This is a genomic window from Cyanobium sp. CH-040 (assembly GCF_024346135.1).
Classification (GTDB): domain Bacteria; phylum Cyanobacteriota; class Cyanobacteriia; order PCC-6307; family Cyanobiaceae; genus NIES-981.
The window spans coordinates 14469-31045 of record NZ_JAGQCJ010000004.1 but is presented as its reverse complement, the minus strand read 5'-3'; the positions used below and the strand labels follow the sequence as shown (position 1 = coordinate 31045).

Annotated in this window: 13 protein-coding genes; 7 read left to right on the top strand and 6 right to left on the bottom strand. The window is 70.1% G+C overall.

Translation table 11 applies throughout. The features are described from left to right. Both KBY90_RS05135 and KBY90_RS05130 read right to left on the bottom strand, forming a co-directional pair. Complete coding sequence (locus KBY90_RS05135) at positions 1-3300, bottom strand: efflux RND transporter permease subunit (RefSeq protein WP_254967406.1); 3300 nt, start codon at positions 3298-3300, stop codon at positions 1-3. A gap of 11 nt (positions 3301-3311) precedes the next feature. Further along, entirely contained in the window at positions 3312-4505 is a 1194-nt protein-coding gene (locus tag KBY90_RS05130; RefSeq protein WP_254967405.1) for an efflux RND transporter periplasmic adaptor subunit, read from the bottom strand. 89 nt (positions 4506-4594) lie between these two features. Here KBY90_RS05130 and KBY90_RS05125 point away from each other — a divergent pair, with 89 nt between their 5' ends. Further along, positions 4595-6793, top strand: a complete 2199-nt coding sequence (locus tag KBY90_RS05125; RefSeq protein WP_254967404.1) for an AAA family ATPase — start codon at positions 4595-4597, stop codon at positions 6791-6793. A gap of 48 nt (positions 6794-6841) precedes the next feature. Here the strand turns inward: KBY90_RS05125 and KBY90_RS05120 are convergent, their stop codons facing one another. Beyond that, positions 6842-7522, bottom strand: a complete 681-nt coding sequence (locus KBY90_RS05120; RefSeq protein WP_254967403.1) for an alpha/beta hydrolase — start codon at positions 7520-7522, stop codon at positions 6842-6844. Positions 7523-7657: 135 nt separating this feature from the next. Beyond that, a complete protein-coding gene (locus KBY90_RS15070; protein ID WP_254967402.1) occupies positions 7658-8374 on the bottom strand; it encodes a 4'-phosphopantetheinyl transferase superfamily protein in 717 nt (238 codons plus the stop codon). On the opposite strand from KBY90_RS15070, the gene bcp reads away from it, so the two are divergent. Next, the gene (bcp, locus tag KBY90_RS05110) at positions 8347-8814 is read left to right on the top strand and encodes a thioredoxin-dependent thiol peroxidase (RefSeq protein WP_254967401.1); all 468 of its coding nucleotides are present in this window, start codon (positions 8347-8349) and stop codon (positions 8812-8814) included. The two genes, KBY90_RS15070 and bcp, sit on opposite strands and share 28 nt — an antisense overlap. Here the strand turns inward: bcp and KBY90_RS05105 are convergent. Then, positions 8792-9532 (bottom strand): type III pantothenate kinase, encoded by a 741-nt coding sequence (locus KBY90_RS05105; protein WP_254967400.1) that lies wholly within the window; start codon positions 9530-9532, stop codon positions 8792-8794. The genes bcp and KBY90_RS05105 overlap by 23 nt on opposite strands. Further along, positions 9519-10286 (bottom strand): phosphoadenylyl-sulfate reductase, encoded by a 768-nt coding sequence (locus KBY90_RS05100; protein ID WP_254967399.1) that lies wholly within the window; start codon positions 10284-10286, stop codon positions 9519-9521. The genes KBY90_RS05105 and KBY90_RS05100 overlap by 14 nt, the downstream gene beginning before the upstream one ends. A gap of 69 nt (positions 10287-10355) precedes the next feature. Here KBY90_RS05100 and KBY90_RS05095 point away from each other — a divergent pair, with 69 nt between their 5' ends. The 5 genes from KBY90_RS05095 to KBY90_RS05075 all read left to right on the top strand — a co-directional run bounded on the left by KBY90_RS05095 (position 10356) and on the right by KBY90_RS05075 (position 16562). Continuing rightward, positions 10356-11618 carry an FAD-dependent oxidoreductase gene (locus KBY90_RS05095; RefSeq protein WP_315858711.1) on the top strand — a complete coding sequence of 421 codons (1263 nt, stop codon included), beginning with the start codon at positions 10356-10358 and terminating at the stop codon, positions 11616-11618. Continuing rightward, a complete protein-coding gene (locus tag KBY90_RS05090) occupies positions 11615-12256 on the top strand; it encodes an HAD-IA family hydrolase (RefSeq protein ID WP_254967398.1) in 642 nt (213 codons plus the stop codon). Before KBY90_RS05095 ends, KBY90_RS05090 begins: the two co-directional genes overlap by 4 nt. Then, the gene (gene hflX / locus KBY90_RS05085) at positions 12253-13923 is read left to right on the top strand and encodes a GTPase HflX (protein ID WP_254967397.1); all 1671 of its coding nucleotides are present in this window, start codon (positions 12253-12255) and stop codon (positions 13921-13923) included. Before KBY90_RS05090 ends, hflX begins: the two co-directional genes overlap by 4 nt. 109 nt (positions 13924-14032) lie before the next feature. Further along, entirely contained in the window at positions 14033-15829 is a 1797-nt protein-coding gene (locus tag KBY90_RS05080) for an SLC13 family permease (protein WP_254967396.1), read from the top strand. A 97-nt stretch (positions 15830-15926) separates the two neighbouring features. Further along, complete coding sequence (locus tag KBY90_RS05075; RefSeq protein ID WP_254967395.1) at positions 15927-16562, top strand: peroxiredoxin; 636 nt, start codon at positions 15927-15929, stop codon at positions 16560-16562. Positions 16563-16577 lie beyond the last annotated feature (15 nt).

Genomic DNA, 16577 nt, shown 5'->3' with positions numbered 1-16577 from the left:
TCAGGCACCCGGCTCAGCCCTGGCCTCCGATCCAGCCGGGTCTGGAATCCCTGGGCCTGTGAAGCGCTCCTGCAGAGCCTTCACCACCACATAGAAGGGCGGTACCACGCCGAGGGAGAGCACCGTGGCCACCAGCAGGCCACCGAAGATCACCGTGCCAAGCGACTGCTGGCTGTTGGCCCCGGCCGTGGTGGCCAGCACCAGGGGCAGGAAGCCGGCCAGGGAGGCGATGGCGGTCATCAGGATCGGGCGCAGGCGGGATTCGGCCGCGGCCATCACGGCAGCGGCCGGCGCCAGGCCTCGTTCCCGCTGCTGCTGCTCCGCCAGTTCCACGATCAGGATGCCGTTCTTGGCCGCCAGACCGATCAGGGTCACCAGCCCCACCTGGGCATAGATGTTCAGGTCGATCGAGCGCAGTGCCAGGAACACCAGGGCGCCCAGCATGGCCAGCGGCACCGTCATCAGGATGATCACCGGCGTCACGTAGCTCTCGTACTGGGCGGAGAGCACGAGAAACACGAACAGGATGCCGAGACCGAACACCAGCACGCTGGCATTGCCGGCCGAGAGCTGAAGGGAGGCGATGCCGGTGAAGGCAGAGCCGATGTTGTTGAAGTCCTGGTCCCGGAAGACGCGCTGGATCGCCGCCAGCGCCTGGCCCGAGCTCCTGCCCGCGGCTTCGACTCCCTGCACCAGGATCGTGCGGTAGAGGTTGTAGTGGCTGATCACCGGTGGCGCGCTGGTGAGATCGGCCCGGGCGAACTGGGACACCTGGATCAGCTCACCGTCGCGGTTGCCGACGTAGTAGCTGAGGATGTCCTCGAGCCGGCTGCGGCCACTCTCGGCCGCCTGCACATAGATGTTGCGCACCTGGCCGCCCTCATAGGTGAGACCGGAATAGTTGCCACCGGCGAGGATGGCGATCGTCTGCATCGCCTGCTGAAAGTCGATGTTCAGGGCCCCCATGGCAGAACGGTCGATGCTCAGGCCGAAGGCAGGCGAGCTGGGAATGAACTGGGTGTAGAGGCTGGAGAAGTCCCCGCTGGCCTGACCCGCCAGCAGCAGGCTCTGCACCTGCTCATCCAGCTCCTCGAAGCTGTACCCACCCTCGCTGAGGTCGTTGAACTGGAAGTAGAAGCCCCCCTGGGCCGAGAACCCCGGGATGGCGGGCGGCTGGGACGCCCCCGCCAGGCCGGTGCTGAAGTCACCCAGGCGGGCGTTCAGCCGGGCCACGATCGCCGGAGCCCGGTGGGCGCTGCCGGAGCGCTCCTCCAGAGGCCTGAGACCGAAGAAGAACAGGCCCTGGTCAGGGCTGTTGCCGTTGAAGCCGGCGCCGCTGATGATCGCTGCGGAAGTGATGTCCTCCTCCTCGCGCAGCAGTTCCGCGATCTGCAGACCCACCCGCTGCGTTTCGTTGAGCGAGGCGCCGCTCTGCAGCTGGAAGATGCCCAGCCCGTAGCCCTGGTCCTCCTCCGGGATGAAGGCGGTGGGGAGGGCGTTGAACGCGTAGGCGGTGAGCACGATGCCGGCGCCGAGCGCGGCCATCACCAGCCGGCGCCGACGGATGAGCACCCGCAGCAGTCGGCTGTAGCCACCCTGGAGCCGATGGAAGGCGGCGTTGAAGCCGTCGAAGATCCAGGCCAGGCGGAACCCGGCCAGGCCGAACAGCACCAGGCCGAAGACGTAGGCGCCGGGCCCGAAGGACGCGGCGCTGAAGCGGCCGAAGGCCAGACCGAGCAGCACGCCGCCGATGGGCCATCCCCAGCCCCGCGGGCGTCCCGCCGCCTCGGATCTGAACAGCAGACCCGCCATCATCGGCGAGAAGGTGATGGCGTTGAAGGTGGAGATGCCGATGGAGAAGGCGATCGTGAGCGCGAACTGGCGGTAGATGATGCCGATGCCGCCCGGATAGAAGGCCACCGGCACGAACACCGCCATCAGCACCAGTGAGGTGGCGATGATGGCGCCGAAGAGTTCCCCCATGCAGGCCTGGGCGGCCTGACGGGGCCGCATGCCCGCCTCGATCTTGGCCGTCACCCCCTCCACCACCACGATGGCGTCATCCACCACCAGGCCGGTGGCCAGCACCAGGCCCAGGAGGGTGAGCTGGTTGATGGAGAAGCCGAACACCTGAATGAAGGCGAAGGTGCCCACCAGGGCCACCGGAATCGCCAGGCTGGGCACCACCGTGGAGCGCCAGTCCTGCAGGAAGAGCAGCAGGATCGAGAGCACGAGCACGATCGCCAGTCCCAGCGCATCCACCACGCCGTCCACCGCGGATTCGATGAACTGGCCGACGTCATAGATCTGCACCAGGGTGACGTCCGGCGGCAGCTGCTGGGAGAACTCCTGCATCAGCGCCACCACCGCCTGGGACACCTTCAGGGCATTGCTGTCCGGTGTCTGGTAGACCCCGATCGTGATCGACGGATAGCCCTTGATGTCCACACCCTGGGTGGAGAAGGAGGAGAACCCATAGGTGGCCTCACCCACATCCCGGAGACGCAGCAGATTGCCCTGGGGCGTGCGGCCGATCACCAGCTGGTTGAACTGATCGATCGACACCAGGTTGCCGTTGTCCTCCACCAGAATCGGATAGGTGAACAGCTGATCACCACCGGCCGGCGGTCCGCCCACAAGCCCGCCCACCGCGACCGTGTTCTGGCTGGCCACCGCCGCCACCACCTGATCGGCGGTGATGCGGTTCGCCGCCAGCTTGAGTGGATCCACGAACAGCCAGAAGGCCGGCTGGCTGCCGCCGAAGAGCGCCACCTGGGCCACCCCCGGAACGCGGCCGAGCTGGTAGTAGAGGCGCTGATAGATGAGGCCGTTGAGATAGGCCGCATCGAATTGCCCCGCGCTGGAGGACACCTGATAGGCCAGCAGGATCGAGGGTGTGGTCTGCTTCACCGACACGCCGGTGCTGCTCACCTGCTGGGGTAGCTGGGGCATCGCCAGCGACACCCGGTTCTGCACGTTCACCTGGTCGATGTTGATGTCCGTGCCCTTGTCGAAGAACACGTTCACCGTGCTGGAGCCGGTGCTGGTGGTAAGCGAGGAGATGTAATCGGCGCCCGGAACGCCGTTGATCTGCTGCTCCAGCACATTGGTCACGGCCTGCTCGGTGACCAGGGAGTTGGCGCCGCCGTAGGTGGCGGTCACCTGGATCTGCGGGGGCGCGATGTTGGGCAGGTTCTCGATCGGCAGGGCGGGGATGCTGATCAGCCCAACCAGCACGATCAGGACGCTGCACACCGTGGTGAGCACCGGCCGCCTGATGAAGGGGTCAGAGAGAGACATGGCGGCGCGCCCTATCCGGCAGTACGCGCAGGTTTCGTGGCTGGCGGCGGGGACGTCGGCGGGGCGGTGGGCCCCGTGGCGATCCGCACCGGCATGCCCGAGCGCAGCAGGGCGGTGTTGCTCACCACCACCCGGTCTCCGGCCTGCAGGCCCGAGAGCAGCGGATAGCGATTGCCCTCCAGGGGCCCCAGGCGCACCGGCGTCTGCAGCACCACGGGGCTGGTGGGAGGCAGGGCTTCCAGCCTGCGCTTCTGCAGCTCGGGAATCCGCGGGGACTCGCGGATGTCAGGCAGCACCTGGGCCAGCGGCACCACCCTGTACACAAACGGCTGCTGGGCCTGCATCTGCACCGCCTGCACCGGCACCGAGAGCTGGCGGGTGCGGCTGGTGAGAATGCGGTTCCTCACGAACATGCCGGCCTTCAGGTCGCCGGTGGGGTTCGCGAACTCAGCCTTCACGAGCACACTGTTGGGGGACTGCGGGCCGCCCCGGACACCGAAGTAGGGGGAGATGAACACCACCCGGCCGCTGCCGCTGATCGGGGGTGTGGTCTGGGCTTCCAGTTCCACCGTCTGGCCCATCGCCACCTGCCTGGCCTGGGTGGCCGGCACATCCATCAGGGTGTAGAGGCTGGTGTTGTCGACGATGCCGGTGATCACCTGCCCGGCGCGCACCACATCCCCCAGCTGTACCGAGGAGAGGTTGCCGATCAGGCCGCTGATCGGCGCCCGCACCACCTTGTAGGCCAGGTCGGCTTCGCGCACCCGGGCCTGATCCCGGCTGGTGATCGCCTGGGTCACATAGAAGTCCCGTTCCCGGGCAGACACCGCGCCCCGCTGCTGCAGGAAGGTGTAGCGCTGGGCATTAACGGCGTCCCGGCGGGCCTCGGCGCGGGCCGCATCGAGAGCCGCCCGCTGCTGGGCGTTGTCGAGCACCAGGATCGGCTGGCCGGCCTCCACCCGCTGGCCCTGCTGCACCAGGATCTGCACCACGCGGCCCTCCACCTGGGGCCGGAGCGCCACATCGGTGGTGGTGGAGAGCTGGCTCACCATCTCGATCCCAGGGCTGAACGCAGCGTCACCGATGGCCTCCACCTGCACCGCCGGCGGCTGCCGGGCCTGAGGCGCATGGGCGGCGCAGCCGCCGATCACCAGCGCTGCCACCAGGGTCGTGGCCTGAGCGCCAGGGGGAAGCCAGGGCTGCATACCGCGGTGCTCCGCTGCTCGCAAGCTACCGGCGATCAGCGCGTTGCCCCACAACCAACGGCCTGCAGCCGGCGGGATGATGGACAAACGTGACCGACCTCTTCTCCCACCAGCGCAACGAGCGCCTGCGCCGGCTGGCGCCCCTGGCCGACCGGCTGCGACCGCGCACCCTCGATGAGTTCGTCGGCCAGGAGCCGATCCTGGGGCCCGGCCGGCTGCTGCGGCGCGCCATCGCCGCCGACCGGGTGGGCAACCTGATCCTGCACGGCCCGCCCGGGGTGGGCAAGACCACCCTGGCGCGGATCATCGCCGGCACCACCCGCGCCCACTTCAGCAGCCTCAACGCCGTGCTGGCGGGGGTGAAGGATCTGCGCGCCGAAGTGGACGCCGCCCGCCAGCGGCTCGACCTGCACGGCCTGCGCACCACCCTGTTCATCGATGAGGTGCACCGCTTCAACACCGCCCAGCAGGACGCCCTGCTGCCCTGGGTGGAGAACGGCACCGTGACCCTGATCGGGGCCACCACGGAAAACCCCTTCTTCGAGGTGAACAAGGCGCTGGTGAGCCGCTCGCGCCTGTTCCGGATGCAGCCCCTCGAAGCCCGGCACCTGCGCCAGCTTCTGGAGCGCGCCCTGGCGGACCCGGAGCGGGGCTACGGCGACCGGCGCGTGGCGATCGCCGAAGCGGCGGCCGCCCATCTGGTGGATGTGGCCGGCGGCGACGCCCGCAGCCTGCTCAATGCCCTGGAACTGGCGGTGGAGACGACGGAGCCAGGGCCGGATGGCGTGATCACGATCGATCTGGCGATCGCCGAGGAGTCGATCCAGGAGCGGGCCGTGCTCTATGACAAGCAGGGCGACGCCCACTTCGACACCATCAGCGCCTTCATCAAGTCGCTGCGGGGCAGCGATCCCGACGCCGCCCTGTTCTGGCTGGCGCGGATGGTGGAGGCCGGCGAGAACCCCCGCTTCATCTTCCGGCGCATGCTGATCGCCGCCGGCGAGGACATCGGCCTGGCCGATCCCCAGGCGATCGTGGTGGTGGAGGCCTGCGCCGCGGCCTTCGAGCGGGTGGGACTGCCCGAGGGGCTCTACCCCCTGGCCCAGGCGGCCCTGTATCTGGCCGGGGCCGAGAAGAGCAACAGCGTGCTGGGGTTCTTCGATGCGGTGAAGACGGTGCGGTCGGCCAATCGCCAGCAGGTGCCGGCCCACCTGCGCGATGCCAACCGCGACGGCAAGGCCTTCGGCGATGGCGTGGGCTACCGCTATCCCCACGCCTACAGCGAGCACTGGGTGGCGCAGCAGTACCTGCCCGGTGAGCTGCAGGGGGAGGTGTTCTGGCAGCCGGGGCAGCTGGGCTGGGAGGGCGCCCTGCGCCAGCGGCTGCAGCAGCGCCGCGGCGCCCAGCTGGCGGCCGTCGCCGAAACGGCCCATGAGCGGGGTGACGTGCTCAGCAGCGGCCCCGAAGACCCCCAGCTGGAACGCTGGCTGCAGCGCCAGGCGGCCAGTGAGGGGGCGCGGCTGGACCGATTGCGGCAACGCTTATGGGCCGGAGCCGGCTGGCAGCGTCATCACCGGGTGCTGCTGCTCGATGGCCGCTCCCTGCTCTGGGCCCTCGACCCCCTGCAGGCCACGCCCGAAGGCGGGGTGACGATTCAGGTGCGAGAGGAGAGCACGGCCGCACGGCTGCGCGCCCAGCTGCAGGTGCTCGACAGCCTGCGCCGGCCCGAACTGCGGATCTCGGCCGCCACGGAGCCGGAGCAGCTGGCTGCGGACTGCGGGGAAGGCCGCTTCGACTGGATCGCGGCACGGCGGGTGGGGGAGGAACCGAGCGCGAGCCGGATCGAGCGCTGGGTCCACGCCTTCACCCCCCTGCTGGAGCCGGGCGGTGAGTGGCGGTTGCTGTTCAGCCAGCCCCAGCTTGGTCCCGCCAGCGCACTCAACCGATGCCACGACCCTGGTGACGAGCGGGAAGGGGACCTGCGGGACGCCTTGACGGCGGAAGCCAGGGCCGTGAGGCGGCAGGAGCTGGGCCCGGAGCGCTGGTTCAAGGCCCTGGCAGGACAGGGGCTGACGGTGCGGCGGGAGGTGTGGAACGAAGCCCTGGAGCTGGAACTCAGTGAGAGTGTGCTGCGTCGCTGGCTGGACCCGGGCGGTTCCTACCGCCGTCAGCTTCGCAGCCTGGACACATCGACCTTCACCGCACTGGCCGAGCAGCTGCGCCGGGCCCTGGGGCAACGCCTGCCCCAGGAGCTTCGGCACAGCCTGCTGATCGCCGGAAGATGCTGATCACCGGGAGGTACTGACCCCAGGGGCCAGACCTCCCGGGCCGCGGGCTCACCAGAGACCGCGGATGATCTGGGGCTGGGGCATCGGGGTCGGAGCCGGCGCCACGGTGCGACGCACCTCAGCCACGGGCTGCCTCACCTGGTTGGCCTGGACGCAGGCCGGAAGGAACACATACCAGGACAGCAGAGAGGTGCACTGGGCTTCTCCCTGGCACTGGCCCTCGGCGCAGACGTTCTGGGCCCCGGTGTAGGTGCCGCAGAAATCAGCCAGGCGCATATCCACCGGCAGGTTGGCCATGATCCCGGCCGAGGAGATCGAGCCATCGCGGGCATCGGCGATGATCGCCGAACGCAGGGCCTGCACCGAGTATTCCGTCTTGGAGTGGTAGGGGAAGTAGCTGGTGGTCTGGTTCTTGAGGAAGCGGACGCCCTCGTCGGAGTAGAGGAAGCGGTGCAGGCCCACCATGTCCACGTCATAGGACTTGGTGAGGCCCTCGCGCACCTCCTCGTCGGACCAGCCCGAGAGGTTCAGACCGCCCCGCAGACCCCGATCGGTGACTTCACCGGTCTCGAGGAAGGTCTCCATCGCCTTGGTGTTGGTGGACCAGACGGCTCCGCCGGTGTTCCAGCGGATCGGCAGGCCGTTCTGAACGGCAGCGTTGGCAGGCAGGAAGGCCGTGGAGGTGATCGCCGAGCCCACCACGAGACCAGCGAGCAGATGTTTGATCACAGCGAAGATCGGTGAGTTCCCCCAGAAATTAGTCAGCGCTGTCACCCCTGCCCATAACGAGCAAGCCTGGTCAAGGAATTGAAACAATTGACCGGGAAATTACGCATTCGATGACGCGATGCGCAGCAATCCGTCTCAGGCTGCGACAAGGCTGCTCTGCCGTGCGCCTGGACCCACCACCGCCCAGCGCCAGCCGCCTGTGGTGCCGCTCCGGGCCTCGGGCTGCACGCCGTCCCGGCCATGCACTAACTGCCCGCTGGCATGGTCGAGACGCCAGAGGGCCAGTTCGGCGGCCAGGGATCGCTGGCGCCATTTGATCGCCGCCTCCTTGAGCACCCAGCTGGCGAGCACCGCGGAACGCAGCGGCTCGGGGTCGAGATGGCAGAGCTGCGCCACTTCCTCCGGCGGGAACCAGCGCCGCATCAGGGCCGCTGCCGCCACGGGCCGATCGGCCGGCTCCAGATCGACCCCGATCGGATCGGCGGAGAAGCCCAGCAACAGCGCGCCGCCGCTATGGCTCAGGCTCACGCACCCAGCCCCCCCCAGCAGCCGTGGCGGGCAGCCGGGCGGGCTGTGCAGCGGCACCGTGGCGGCTCCGCAGTCCAGCACCCCGGCCAGCCAGTGCCGCAGGGCGGCCCGGCTCTGCCAGTAGCGCCGGCGCCGGCCGGGCGTCAGCCCCCGCCCCCAGGCCAGCTCCGCGGCGGAGAGCGCGTCGGCGCAGGCGCCCTGCAGAGGGCCCAGCCAGAGCCGGGGAGGGGCGGAAGGATCGGGGCGAGCCAGGCGTGACTCCCCTAGGCTCCGGCCATTCTTGCTCCATGCACCCGATGGCCCTGGAGATCGGCGCCAGCGCACCCGACTTCACCCTTCCCGATCAGGAGGGCAATCCCGTGAGTCTGTCCGGACTGCTGGGCCAGAGGGTGGTGATCTACTTCTATCCGAAGGACGACACCCCGGGCTGCACCAAGGAGGCCTGCAACTTCCGCGATCAGTGGAGCAGCTTCGAGGAGCACGGCATCAAGGTGCTGGGCATCAGCAAGGACGGCGCCGCCAGCCATGCCAAGTTCATCGCCAAGTACAGCCTTCCCTTCACCCTGCTCACCGACGCTGAGCCCTGTCCCGTGGCCAGTGCCTACGACAGCTACGGCCTCAAGAAGTTCATGGGTCGTGAGTACATGGGCATGATGCGGCACACCTTCGTCGTCGATCCCGAGGGCAACATCGAGCGGATCTACACCAAGGTGAAGGCTGAAACCATGGCCGACACGATCCTCACTGATCTGGGATTGAACTGAGCTCAGCCTCCTGGGCCAGGCAGGCCAGGGCCTGCAGGGCCAGGTCCGGCCGGTGCGCCCCTTCCAGGCGGTCGGCGATCCAGCCGCCATCCCCACCGGTGATCCACAGCCGGCAGTCGCCGTGGCGCTGGCGGGCCTGGCGCCAGGCATGGCGCACGGATGCCACCAGACCCTCGCGCACCCCCGTCACCATGGCGTCGGCGGTGGCCGAGGGCCAGGGGTCAGCGCCCGTCCACCCTGGCTCCGAGCCCGCGTCCACCGGCAGGGCCGGCAGTCCGGCCGTGCCACGGGCCAGGGCCCGCAACTGCAGGGCGAGGCCCGCCTGGATGCGACCGCCGACAAAGCGGCCCTCGGCATCCACCAGGGTGAGGCTGAGGGCGGTGCCGGCATCGGCCACCAGCACCGCCGACCCACTGCGCCGCCAGGCCTGCCAGCCCACCAGGGCCCGGTCGATGCCCAGCCAGTGCGGCATCCCCTGAAGGGGCACGCGGCTGAGGAGGATCCGTCGACGGGGATCCAGCCCTGGGACTGGGGGCACAGGACCCACCGCCGCCCAGGCGCACAGCGCCGAGAGGACCTCGCCGAGACCGAGACTGGCTTCAGCGCCCGGGTCGGGGGGTGGCTGGCTGCGGCAGACCAGGGCGTCCGGCTCGCCCCAGGCCCAGTGCCAGCGGCTGTTGCCGATCAGCAGCCAGTGGGCCGGCTCAGATGCCTTCACCCATCAGGCCGGGCAGGTGGATGCCGCACTCCTGCTTGAGGCCACCGAAACGGGTGTCGCGGCCGTTCAGCGAACCAGTGTCGGGAGCGCTGGAGTGCCAGTCGCCCACCGTGGAGTAGCCCTGCTCGAACAGGGGGTGCTGGGGCAGGTCGTGCTCCTGCATGTAGTAGTACACGTCCCTGTTCGTCCAGCTCAGCAACGGCCGCAGCGACCAGCGCTGGCGGATGGCATCGAGCAGCGCCATCGAGCGGCGATGGTCGGTCTGGCTGCCGCGCACGCCGCTGGCCCAGCAAGTCACCCCGAGGCCGGCGAAGGCGCGCTCCAGGGGATCGACCTTGCGAAGGCGGTGGTAGAGCTCCAGGTCGGCCACCAGACCGGTCTCCCAGAGACGGCCGTGCAGGGCCTCCATCCGGGCCGGCGTCATCTCGGCCTGGGCGATGTGCAGGTGGATCCCGAGCAGCTCCCGCAGCTGCTCGGCGTAGCGGTAGGTCTCGGCGGGCAGGTAGCCGGTGTCGACCCACACCACCGGCACCGAGCGGCCGCGCTCGGCCTGAAGGCGGCTGACGAGGTGCAGCAGCACCGCCGACTGGATGCCGAAGCTGGTGGTGACGGCGAAGCCGTCGGCGAAGGTGTCCTGGGCCCACGCCAGGCGGCCGTAGGCATCCAGCCCCTGCAGTCGCTCGAGGGCGTGCTCGAGGACCACGGGCGTGCCGTCGCTGTCACGAGGCAGGATCTGGGCCTGGGCGGTGACCATGGGGCCATCATGCTCCCGTGCGCGGGACGCTGGTTAGGGTTCTCACGGCAGATGGGCGAACCCGCAGCGATGACCCGCACGGATCCGCAGCCCGCCGCTGAGCAACCGGCCGGCCCCCAGACCATGGCCCACACCGATGCCAGCGGCGACGACCCGGAGGTGCGCGGACCCGTCGTGATTGTGGGCGGCGGCTTCGGCGGGCTCTACACGGCCCTGGCCCTCTCCCAGCAGCGCCGCCACCCGCCGCTGCTGCTGATCGAGCCCCAGGACTGCTTCCTGTTCCTGCCCCTGCTCTACGAGCTGCTCAGCGGTGAGCTGCGGCGCTGGGAGATCGCCCCCCGCTACGACGCCCTGCTGGCCGGGCGCGGTGTGGCCTGGCTGCAGGATCGGGTGGTGGAGATCGACGCTGCCCGGCGCTGCCTGCACACCACCGGAGGCCGGCAGCTGGACTTCGGCCAGCTGGTGCTGGCCACCGGGTCACGCATGCACAGCTTCGGCATCCCCGGAGTGGTGGAACACGGCCTCGGCTTCCGCAGCCTGGCGGATGTGGAACGGCTCCAGACCGTGGTGCGCCAGCTGCGGCAGCGGCGGCGGCCCCTGCAGCGTCTGGCCGTGGTGGGGGCCGGCCCCAGCGGCGTGGAACTGAGCTGCAAGCTGGCCGATCTGCTGGAGGGCGCCGCCGTGGTGGAGCTGATCGAGCAGGGGCCCGCGGCACTGCCCCAGGCCCGCGCCTTCAACCGGGAGCAGGCCCTGCTCGCTCTGCAGCGCCGGGATGTGCGCCTGCGCTGCGGCTGCCGGGTGCGGGAGGTGGGGGCCGACCACCTGGATCTGGACACGGCCAGCGGGCCGGAGCGCCTGGTCGTGGAGGCGGTGGTGTGGACCGCCGGCCTGGACTTCGCGCCGCCGGCGATCCGGCCGGAGCCGGCGCGTGATTCCCGGGGGCGCCTGCTGGTGGACCCCCAGCTGCGGCTGCAGGGCCACACCCATCTGTTCGCCCTCGGCGACATCGCCGCCGTGGGCGGCGACCACGGCGGTGCCGAGAGTTCTCCGCCGCTGCCCGCCACCGCCCAGGTGGCCTTCCAGCAGGCCACCTGCCTGGCGGACAACCTGCTGCGGGCCCGCTGCGACGAGCCGCTGGAGCCCTTCCGCTTCCAGGATCTGGGCGAGATGATCAGCCTGGGGAAGGGCGAGGCCAGCCTCGTGGGCGGCGGCTTCACCCTGGCCGGGCCGGCCGCCTTTCAACTGCGCCGACTGGCCTACCTGTCCCGCCTGCCGGGACGGTCCCATCAGCTGCGGGTGGCGGCCGGCTGGCTGGCCGACTGGCAGCCATGACCGCGGGCCAGCGCCCCCGCGGCCTGCTGCTTGATGCCATGGGCACTCTGATCGGCCTGCGGGAGCCGGTGGGCCTCACCTATGCCCGCCTGGCGGGGCGTCATGGCATCGGCGTCGCGGCCGAGGCGGTGGAGCGGGCGTTCCGCGCCTCCTACCGGCAGGCTCCACCCCTCGCCTTTCCCGACCTCGGTGGCGCGGCGCTGGAGCGCGCCGAGGTGGCCTGGTGGGGCGAGCGCATCAGCGAGAGCGTGGTGGGTGCCGGCGGCCCGCCTGCCCCCGAGGCACTGGTGCAGGAGCTGTTCGCTCACTTCGCCGATCCCGTCCGCTGGCAGGTGTACGCCGATGTGCCCGCCCAGCTGGAGCGCTGGCACGCCCGTGGCCTGAAGCTGGCGGTGGTGAGCAACTTCGACAGCCGGCTGCCCGGCCTGCTGGAGCACCTGGGTCTGGCGCGGTGGCTGGAGGTCGTGGTGGTGTCCAGTGTCGCAGGGGCCGCCAAGCCGGATCCAGCGCCCTTCAGGCTTGCCCTGGCGGGCCTCGGCCTCAGCCCGCAGGAGGCCTGGCATGTGGGCGACAGCCCCGAGGATGTGCAGGGAGCCGCGGCAGCCGGACTGCGCTGCCTGCTGGTGCGCCGGCCTTGAGGCAGGGGGTTCTGGGAGGACGCACGGCAGGCCTCAGGCCCTCCCAGCGGCGGCGGCTGGAGCAGCTCTGCCATCGCCGCCATCCAGCGGCGGCCGTGGCGGACCTGCTGTGCCTGCAGCGCCTGGCGGCGGAGAGCCGGGAGCTGGGGCTGCCGCTCAGCCTGGTGGTCGATGAGCGCGGGCTCTGCCGCCTGCTCTGGGTGGGTCCGCTGCAGTCCTGGGGCCAGCACCTCGACACCCTGCCGGGCAGCCGGCGGGGGCAGGAGCGGGACCTGCGGCTGCTCACCTGCTGCGGCCGCGGCCGCCAGCTGGAACCGGGCCAGCCGGAGGGCGTGGCGGGGCTGGATCTGGCTGCGGGGCTGTGGCTCCGATTCCCCGATCAGCCGGCGCCGGGAGGACGCTGGCCGGCAGTGCTGCTGCGCAGCGACCGGGGCGCCCCGCAGCCCTGGCAGGTGGAGGAGAGCGGCGATCTGGCGGCGCTCTGCAGCCGCGACCCCCGGCCAGTGGCCCAAGCCGGCCCCCTCCCTGCCCCGGGCGGCGCGGACTCGGGCACGGAGCGGGTGCTGCTGCTCGCGCTGACGCCGGCGGACCGCAGCGAGGCCCAGCGCTGGATCGGCGAGCTGGAGGGCCTGGTGCGCAGCGCCGGCGGCGAGCCGGTGGGGACCGTGGAGCAGCGCCGCAGCCATGCGGCGGGAGCCACGGTCTGGGGTGAGGGCAAGCTCGCGGAGGCCGCCCTGGAGGCGCGGCGGCTCGGGGCGACGCTGGTGGTGACCGACCGGGAGCTCACGCCGGTGCAGGGCCGCAACCTCGAGCGGCTGCTGGATCTGCCGGTGAGTGACCGCAGCGAACTGATCCTGGACATCTTTGCCCAGCGCGCCGGCAGCGCCGCCGGCCGGCTGCAGGTGGAACTGGCCCAGTTGCGCTACCGCCTGCCGCGGCTGCTGGGGCGGGGGCGCAGCCTCTCCCGCCAGGGGGGCGGCATCGGCACGCGGGGACCTGGGGAAACCCAGCTGGAGAAGGACCGCCGCGCCATCGCCCGCCGGATCGAACGGCTGCAGCGGCAGGGGCGAGAGCTGGGGGAACACCGGGCGCGGCTGCGGCAGGGGCGGGGTGCCATGCGGCGCCTGGCCCTGGTGGGCTACACCAACGCCGGCAAGAGTTCCCTGCTCAATGCTCTCGGCCGGGGCGACCGGCGCCAGGAGGTACTGGCCGAGAACAAGCTGTTCGCCACCCTGGACCCCACCACCCGGCGCCTGGAGCTGCCCGACCCCGCCGGCGGCCCCACCGTGCCGGTGCTGGTCACCGACACGGTGGGCTTCATCCGCGATCTGCCGCCACCCCTGGTGGAGGCGTTCCGCTCCACCCTCGAGGAAACCCTGGCCGCCGACGGCCTGCTGGTGGTGGTGGATCTGAGCGATCCGGCCTGGCCCGAGCAGCTGCGCACCGTGCACGCCATTCTCGATTCCCTGGGCTCGACGGCTCCCCGCCGGCTGGTGGCCAATCAGATCGACCGCTGCGCGGCGGGCGAACTGGAGCGGGCCCGGGCACTCGATCCCCAGGCCCTGTTCGTCTCGGCCACGGCCCGGCTCGGCCTGCAGCACCTGCGCGGCGAGCTGCGGCGCTGGCCGGAGCCAGCCCATATATCCCGGCAGCGAGATAGGGATTGATCCCTACGGCGCCCTGCATGACGGGAAAGCGCTTGCAAAACCAAGCCACTGAACCTCCTTGATTCCCGATCCAGGAGTCGTGCTATGTTTCCCGCAGCCAGAATCGGCGATGCCCGACCTCATCCCCGCAGGTCTCCAGCCGGACGCCCTCATCACCCTGGCGGTGCTCGCCGGGGCCGTGGTCCTCTTCGTGGGCAACTGGCTGCCGCCGGAAGTGATCGGCCTCCTGGCCGCCGGCCTGCTGATGGCCACCGGCGTGCTGGAGGCCAAGGAAGCCGTCTCCGGCTTCGGCAGCCCGGCGCTGATCACCCTGATCGGCCTCTTCGCGCTCTCAGCCGGCCTGTTCCGTTCGGGCACCCTGGATCGCCTGCGCGCTCAGATCGGCTCGGATGCGATCCGCAGTCCCAAGCGCATGATCGCCCTGCTGACCGCGGTGGTCGGGCCAGTGTCCGCCTTCGTGCCCAACACGCCGATCGTGGCGGCGCTGTTGCCGGTGATCGAAGGCTGGTGCCAACGCCGCGGCGTTCCCCCTTCGAAGGTGCTGCTGCCCCTGTCCTTCGCCACCGTGCTGGGCGGCACCCTCACCCTGCTGGGCAGCTCGGTGAACCTGCTGGCCAGTGAGGTGAGCGAGCGCCTGGGCTACGGCAGTTTCGGCCTGTTCGACTTCACCACGATCGGCCTCGGCGTCTGGGTCGCGGGCGGCGCGGCGATGGTGCTGCTGGCGGATCGGTTCCTCCCCGATCGGGGCAGCGATGCCGACGACCTCAGGAGCACCAGCGCCTACATCACGGAAGTGCTGATCCCCCGGGGCTCCGGGCTGGTGGGCCAGTCGCTGCACGCCAGCCGCCTGCAGCGCCGCTTCGATGTGGACGTGCTGGAACTGCACCGGGGGCGGGAACGGTTCCTGCCACCCCTGGCCGACCGCACCCTGAAGCGCGGCGACCGCCTGGTGCTGCGCTGCAGCCGCGACGAACTGCTGCGCCTGCAGCAGGAGCACACGATCGTGCTGGCGCCGACGCCTGAACCCGATCCCCCCGGCGACCAGCAGAACAACCAGCGCATGGTGGAGGTGCTGATGCCCTCGGGCTCCACCCTGGCCGGCGACTGCCTGCGGGATCTGCGCTTCCGCCAGCGCTACAACCTCACCGTGCTGGCCCTGCGCCGCGGCAACGCGGTGCTGCGTGAGCGCCTTGGCCGCATCTCACTCCACGAGGGCGACGTGCTGCTGCTGCAGGGACCGAAGGACGCCATCCGCGGTCTGCAGGACAGCGACGACCTGGTGGTGCTCGAGGAACTGGAGAAGGACCTTCCCACCGTCAGCCGCAAGGGTGTGGCCCTGGTGATCGGCGTACTGGTGATCCTTCTGCCCAGCCTCAACCTGATGCCGCTGGTGGCGTCGGTGCTGCTGGGAACCGTCGCCATGGTGGCCACCGGCTGCCTGCGGCCGGGGGAACTCCAGCGGGCCATCCGCCTCGATGTGATCCTGCTGCTGGGATCCCTGGCCAGCTTCAGCGTCGCGCTCGAGAAGACCGGACTGGCCGCGGCCCTGGCCCAGGCACTGATCAGCGGCCTGGCCGGCTGGCCGGTGTACGCGGCGCTGCTGGGGGTGTTCCTGTTCACCACCCTGCTCACCGAGGTGATGAGCAACGCCGCCACCGTGGCGCTGCTGATTCCCGTGGCCGGTCAGCTGGCGGTGGGCCTGGGCCAGCCCCCCCTGGCCTTCATCTATGCCGTGCTGTTCGGGGCCAGCCAGAGCTTTCTCAGCCCGGTGGGCTATCAGACCAATCTGATGGTGTTCGGTCCCGGCCGCTATCGGTTTCTGGACGTGACCCGCTATGGATTCCCTCTCACTGTGATCATGACCCTGCTCGTTCCCTTCCTGATCTGCCGGCACTTCAGGCTCTAGGGTCTGGCCCTGCCAGGCCCGCCTGGGCTGTCGTGTCAGCAATGCCCGCGGACGGATTCCGCGGTCCCACCAACCTTTCCCCTGTCTCTCCCCAGTCATGGCCCTTCAACTCGGCGACACCGTGCCCGACTTCACCCAGAATTCCCAGCTGGGTCCGATCAACTTCTACGACTACGCCGGCGACAGCTGGGTGGTGCTGTTCTCCCACCCCGCCGACTACACCCCGGTGTGCACCACCGAACTGGGTGAAGTGTCACGCCTGCGCTCCGAATGGGAGAAGCGCAACGTCAAGACCATTGCCCTGAGCGTGGACTCCGCCGAAAGCCACAAGGGCTGGATCTGCGACATCAACGAGACCCAGAACACCACCGTCGACTACCCCATCCTCGCCGATGAGGACAAGACGGTCAGCGACCTCTACGGGATGATCCATCCCAACGCGCTCAACAACCTCACGGTGCGCTCGGTGTTCATCATCGACCCCAACAAGAAGCTGCGTCTGCAGATCACCTATCCCGCCAGCACCGGCCGCAACTTCGATGAGATCCTGCGGGTGATCGATTCCCTGCAGCTCACCGACTACCACCAGGTGGCAACCCCGGTGAACTGGAAGGACGGCGACGACTGCGTGGTGGTGCCCTCGATCCCCACCGACGAGGCCCGCAGCAAGTTTCCCAAGGGCGTCACCGAGATCAGGCCTTACCTGCGCATGACCCCCCAGCCGAACAAGTGAACCCGCTTCACCGCC